General features: G+C 47.5%; 6 protein-coding genes. 1 reads left to right on the top strand and 5 read right to left on the bottom strand.

Features of this window, described 5'->3' with window-relative positions; translation table 11 throughout:
• Window positions 1-2,194: ATP-dependent Clp protease ATP-binding subunit ClpA (clpA, locus tag A3751_RS21085; protein ID WP_068458792.1), on the top strand; the 2,194-nt coding region annotated here is incomplete at its 5' end.
• Between the two features lie 63 nt (window positions 2,195-2,257).
• On the opposite strand, the gene infA is transcribed toward clpA, so the two are convergent.
• From infA to A3751_RS21060, 5 genes are all read right to left on the bottom strand, one after another.
• On the bottom strand, window positions 2,258-2,476 hold the full coding sequence (gene infA, locus A3751_RS21080; protein WP_068458790.1) for a translation initiation factor IF-1: 219 nt from the start codon (window positions 2,474-2,476) through the stop codon (window positions 2,258-2,260).
• Between the two features lie 133 nt (window positions 2,477-2,609).
• On the bottom strand, window positions 2,610-3,347 hold the full coding sequence (locus A3751_RS21075; protein ID WP_068458789.1) for an arginyltransferase: 738 nt from the start codon (window positions 3,345-3,347) through the stop codon (window positions 2,610-2,612).
• Between the two features lie 9 nt (window positions 3,348-3,356).
• Window positions 3,357-4,070 carry a leucyl/phenylalanyl-tRNA--protein transferase gene (gene aat / locus A3751_RS21070; RefSeq protein ID WP_068458788.1) on the bottom strand — a complete coding sequence of 238 codons (714 nt, stop codon included), beginning with the start codon at window positions 4,068-4,070 and terminating at the stop codon, window positions 3,357-3,359.
• A 118-nt stretch (window positions 4,071-4,188) separates the two neighbouring features.
• Window positions 4,189-5,142, bottom strand: coding sequence for a thioredoxin-disulfide reductase (gene trxB, locus A3751_RS21065; protein ID WP_068458787.1), 954 nt, complete (start codon window positions 5,140-5,142; stop codon window positions 4,189-4,191).
• Window positions 5,143-5,272: 130 nt separating this feature from the next.
• Window positions 5,273-6,163, bottom strand: a complete 891-nt coding sequence (locus A3751_RS21060) for a MoxR family ATPase (RefSeq protein ID WP_068458791.1) — start codon at window positions 6,161-6,163, stop codon at window positions 5,273-5,275.
• Window positions 6,164-6,170: the final 7 nt, after the last annotated feature.

Below are 6,170 nucleotides of genomic sequence, written 5' to 3'. Positions count from 1 at the left end.
ACACTTGCTTTTAGCGCTGCTGGACAACGATGCGGCTTTGAAGGTTTTGGGCGCATGTGGTGTCGAGTTGCCAGCCCTCCGTCAGGAGCTTACTGAATTTGTTGATTCAACAACGCCTTTGATTCCAAGTGCTGACGATGAGCGCGAGACGCAGCCTACGCTTGGGTTTCAGCGTGTGCTTCAGCGCGCGGTCTTTCACGTTCAGTCCTCTGGCAAAAAAGAAGTAACGGGCGCTAACGTCCTCGTCGCAATTTTTAGTGAACAAGAAAGCCAAGCCGTATATGTGTTGAAGAAGCAAAACGTTGCGCGTATCGATGTGGTTAACTTTATCTCTCATGGCATTTCAAAGGTTCCGGGTCAGATTGAAGACCAAAGCTCCGATGCGGAAATGAGCGAAGAAGCCGCTGAAGGCGGAACTCAGAGCAATCCTCTTGAAAGCTATGCCGCGAATTTAAACGATGTGGCATCTCAGGGCCGTATCGATCCGCTTATCGGTCGTGAACATGAGGTTGAGCGCGTAATCCAAATTTTATCCCGCCGCCGAAAAAATAACCCTCTTTTAGTTGGCGAGGCTGGTGTAGGTAAGACTGCCATTGCAGAAGGGTTAGCGAAGAAAATCGTCGAAAAAGAAGTGCCAGATGTGATCGCTGATGCGGAAGTGTTCTCGCTTGATTTAGGGGCGCTTCTGGCAGGAACGAAATATCGCGGTGACTTTGAAAAACGTTTCAAAGCATTGCTTGCGGAGCTGAAGAAGCGTGATCACGCCATCCTTTTTATTGATGAAATCCACACCATCATTGGTGCCGGATCTGCTTCTGGTGGCGTAATGGATGCGTCAAACTTACTGAAGCCCCTGCTTAGCTCCGGAGAGGTTCGCTGTATAGGTTCGACAACGTTCACAGAGTTTCGTGGCATATTTGAGAAAGACAGTGCACTTGCACGCCGTTTTCAGAAGATTGATGTAAATGAACCTAATGTCGAAGATACAATCCAGATTTTGAAGGGTCTTAAGCCTCAGTTTGAAGCGCATCATGAAATTAAATACAGCGATAAAGCGCTGCGTGCAGCTGCAGAGTTAGCTGATCGCTACATTACTGACAGACACATGCCAGACAAAGCCATTGATGTGATTGATGAAGCAGGTGCGAGTCAGCGTTTAGTCCAAGAGAGCAAGCGCAAGAAGACCATTAATGTCCAAGCGATCGAAGATGTTGTTGCCAAGATCGCACGAATTCCGCCGCGCAATGTATCTAGTTCCGATAAAGACAAGCTTAAGAACATTGAACGAGACTTAAAAATGGTGGTCTTTGGGCAGGACCCAGCTATAGAATCGCTCGCAACAGCGATCAAATTATCACGAGCTGGTCTGAAGTCTCCAGAGAAGCCAGATGGTGCATTTCTGTTTGCCGGACCGACGGGTGTTGGTAAAACGGAAGTCACCAAGCAGCTTTCAAAAGTGCTTGGCATTGAGTTGGTTCGCTTTGACATGTCGGAGTATATGGAGAGACACACTGTTAGCCGCTTGATTGGTGCACCTCCGGGCTATGTTGGTTACGATCAGGGTGGTTTGCTAACAGAGGCTGTGAACAAAAATCCTCATTGTGTGTTGTTGTTGGATGAGATTGAGAAAGCGCATCCAGAAGTGTTCAACTTGTTGTTGCAGGTGATGGACCACGGAACGCTGACCGACAACAATGGCCGCAAAACAGATTTTCGGCATGTTGTCATGGTAATGACGACGAACGCCGGTGCGCAGCAAATGAGCCGTCGATCCATTGGTTTTAGTGAACAGGATCATACGACAGACGGGATGGAGGAGTTGAATAAGGTCTTCACCCCTGAGTTCAGAAACCGTCTGGATGGCATTATTCAGTTTGCGCCACTTTCACGTGACACTGTTTGCTATGTGGTTGATAAGTTCTTAACAGAGCTACAGGCACAGCTTGACGAGAAACGTGTTGTTTTGCATGTCGATGATGAAGTGAAAGTCTATCTCGCAGAGAAAGGTTATGACGACAAGATGGGTGCTCGGCCAATGGCGCGTTTGATTCAGGAAGAATTGAAGAAGCCGCTTGCAGAAGAGATTCTGTTCGGGAGCTTATCAAATGGTGGTGATGTGCACATCAAGTACGACAGCAAAAAAGAGCAGGTTTTGTTTGAGTTTGAGAAGGAGGCTGCTCCTCTTCAGGACTAACTGACGGGCTTGGAATGTACAATAGGGATCAAAAAAGGGAGCATTTTAGCTCCCTTTTTTATTTTAACGTGCGCGGTAGGTGATTCGACCCTTGGTCAGGTCGTATGGAGTCATCTCCACCTTCACTTTGTCACCAGTTAGAATCCGGATGTAGTTCTTGCGCATTTTTCCCGAAATATGTGCAGTCACGATATGACCGTTTTCAAGTTCAACGCGAAACATTGTGTTCGGCAAGGTATCTACGATTGTACCTTCCATTTCAATGACATCTTCTTTCGCCATTAAAGCGTAACCTCATTTGAGCTATGAATTGCGCCCGAGGCGCTTATATTAAGATTGGGCACTGACGGCCCTCATTTGAACGAGCGACATTCTGCCTGAAAGTTAAGCAATTCGCAAAATCAGTTTTGTTACGCTAGGTGTTTTTATTGGCAATCGACTGCATTTCGTCAATATTAAGCCAGCTTTCCTCAATTCTTGCTTGAAAAGGTTTGAATGCAGTCTTGTAAGACATCTTTTTGCAAGCAGCGATGAAGTAACCGAGATAGACGTGAGGTAGGCCTCTACGTTGCGCCTCCTGGATTTGCCAGAGAACGGCATATGTTCCGATGCTTAAATGGGAAAAGTCTGGGTCGAAGAAGGTATAAATAGCCGATAAACCGTCTTCCAGTTCATCTACAACAGCAATGCCAATAACATGATCGTCGATGGAAAACTCGATAAACCTTGTGCACTCTCGCCCATCAACTAGGAAAGAACGATACTGTTCACGACTAGCAGGGAACATATCGCCATCGGTGTGTCGATGATTAATGTACTTTTCGTAGATGAGATAGTGGTCTTCGTGAAAGTCGGCGCTCAGAATCTGAGCTTGAACCCCGAGGGCGTTTTTGGTGACCCGTTTTTGGCTTCGGCTTGGCTTAAAATCGCTGGTCAGGACCCTGATGGGAATGCAGGCGTTGCAATTTGAACAGTGAGGCCGGTAATAATGATTACCGCTCCTTCGAAAACCAAGCTCTGATAGCTGGCTATAAACAGAGTTGGTGATTTTGGCTTTAGGGTCGACAAACATTGTCGTGGCCCTTTGCTCTTCTAGATAGCTGCATTGATGTTCAGGGGTCGCATAGAACACCATTGTTTGCAGTTGGCTCATGTGTTTGTCCTAGCTGGCTAGAATCTGTTCAATAATGTCTTCATCAAAGTGCCATGTAAACAAATTGTTGCTCTTCATGCCTGTTTGAATGAGTGATTGGAATCGGTCACGTGTGATCAGTTCAGCCCCCAACGAGCTAAGGTGTTCATTTTCGATCTGGCAGTCTATTACCGGAAACTGCCAGCGCTCCGCTTGCTTACACAACGCCGCAAACGCGACTTTTGATGCGTTGCTTTCAAGAGAGAACATCGATTCGCCAAAGAAACAACAACCGATGCCTATGCCGTACAATCCGCCAACGAGGTTGCCGTTTCTCCATACCTCGACGGAATGAGCGATTCCTTTGTCTGCAAGAGAAGCGTATGCGGCTTTCATCTCCTCTGTTATCCAGCCACCAGTATATTCTTCACCTCGCGCGCAGTGTTCGATTACTTCTTCAAAACATTGATCAAAACTGATTGTGTAACTGTGTTTGCGGATCGCTTTTTTAAGAGAACGGGATATATGGACCTTTGCAGGAAATACGACGCAGCGTGGATCCGGACTCCACCAGAGAAGGGGTTGATCGCCACTCGACCATGGGAAGATGCCATTGCGGTACGCTGTCAGTAATCTTTCTGGAGATAGATCCGCTCCGGCAGCCAATAACCCATTTGGGTCTGAAAGGGCTGTTTCTGCCGGTGGGAAGTCGTCTTCCGGATTAAGCCAAGGTAGTAAACTCATAGCAACAAAAAGCCGAAAAGGTCTTCATTTTGTAGTATAGAAGAACATTTCGGCTCCAAGATAAGCTCCGCTATCGAATGTGCTTAATGTTACGGTTTAAACATCTGCTAAGAATATCTTATTCAAGGTCGTCTATGTATTTCTCTGCATCGAGGGCCGCCATACAACCAAAACCCGCTGATGTAATTGCCTGGCGATAGACTTGATCGGTAACATCGCCTGCAGCAAATACACCAGGAACGCTGGTTGATGTAACGCCGCCGTCTAACCCTGACTTAATGGTGATATAGCCGTTATCCATTTCGAGCTGACCTTCGAAAAGCTCCGTGTTTGGCTTGTGGCCGATCGCGATGAATACGCCCGTCAGGTCCAGCTCTTTTGTCTCGCCGGTTTCTGTCGATTTAATACGCACGCCTGTTACGCCAGCATCATCCCCGAGAACTTCTTCGAGTGTATGGTTCCATTCTAGAGTGATATTGCCATTCTTGGCTTTCTCAAAGATCTTGTCCTGAAGAATTTTTTCAGAGCGCAAGGTGTCTCTACGGTGAATCAGAATGACTTCCTTGGCGATATTTGATAGATACAGCGCCTCTTCAACTGCGGTGTTGCCGCCACCGACGACGCACACTGTTTGGTTACGGTAGAAAAAACCGTCGCAGGTTGCGCAGGCACTGACGCCTCGGCCTGAAAACTTCTCTTCGGATTCAAGGCCTAAATATTGAGCGGATGCGCCGGTCGCAATCACTAACGCATCACAGGTATATTCTCCCGAATCTCCCGTTAAACGGAAAGGTTTTTGGCTAAGGTCCGCTTTGTTGATATGGTCAAAAATGATTTTTGTGTCAAAGCGTTCAGCATGTGCTTGCATACGTGCCATTAAGTCAGGCCCTTGCAGGCCTTCAACGTCGCCTGGCCAGTTATCAACTTCAGTGGTTTGCGTTAGCTGTCCGCCAGCCTGAATGCCGGTGATTACGGTTGGCTCCAGGTTGGCTCGGGCGCCATATACCGCCGCTGTGTAACCAGCTGGGCCGGAACCTAAAATCAATAATTTAGAGTGCTTTGCTTCGCTCATTAGGGCACCTCAATAAAGCGTTTTTAGAATAAAAAAGAAGTCTAACATGCAGTATGCGCTGACTAGATTACGTTGTTTGATGACCTTTCAATAAAGATCAGGACGTTATAGGCCATGATATGGGGTCAAACTAAAAAATATCTACTGTCTTGAGAATTTTTTCGCTTGCTGAGGCTTGCTGAAGGCCTCGTTGAGGCATGCGATGGTCGCAAATATACGGAAACACGGCTTGCACATCGTCTGGTAGAACCTGCGCGCGGCCCTCCACTAAAGCCCAAGCTTTTGCTGCATCTAACAGAGAGATAGAGGCTCGAGGTGACAGACCATGTTGTTGATCTAGCGAGCGGCTCGCTTGGGTTAGCCGGTATACATAGTCGATGAGCGGCTTGCTTGCTTCGACTTTGTCGGCGTTCGTTTGCAATTCCAACAACTGCTCTACCGAGATAACGGCTTTGAGCGTTTGCAGCATGAGGCTTCTAGGCTTTCCTGCGAGCATTTCCTTTTCGGCCTCTGGTGACGGATAACCTAGGCTGATGCGCATCATAAAACGATCAAGTTGTGATTCGGGTAGTGGATAGGTACCCGCTTGCTCCAAGGGGTTTTGTGTGGCGATGACAAAAAAGGGTACTGGGAGAGGGCGAGTTTTTCCGTCAATCGAAATCTGTCGCTCTTCCATCGCCTCGAGTAGCGCGCTTTGCGTTTTAGGTGGTGCTCGGTTTATCTCATCGGCAAGCAAAACGTTACTGAAAACAGGGCCTCTCTGAAATAGGAATTTTCCCGAGTTTTTATCAAATATGTTACCGCCAAGAATGTCAGATGGGAGCATGTCGCTGGTGAACTGCGCGCGTTTAAACTGTAGCCCAAGTGTAATGCCAAGTGCGTGGCTGAGCGTTGTCTTTCCCATGCCAGGTATATCTTCAATTAATAAATGCCCTTTTGCGAGCAGGCAAGCCAGGGCTAGCTTTATCTCACTTTCCTTGCCAAGAATGACTTGGTTTAGCTGTTGAAGGATGGCGCTGATACTGGCT

This window comes from Oleiphilus sp. HI0080 (genome assembly GCF_001635135.1).
Note: the sequence above shows the minus strand (reverse complement) of the source record. Positions and strands in the feature narration are given on the sequence as shown.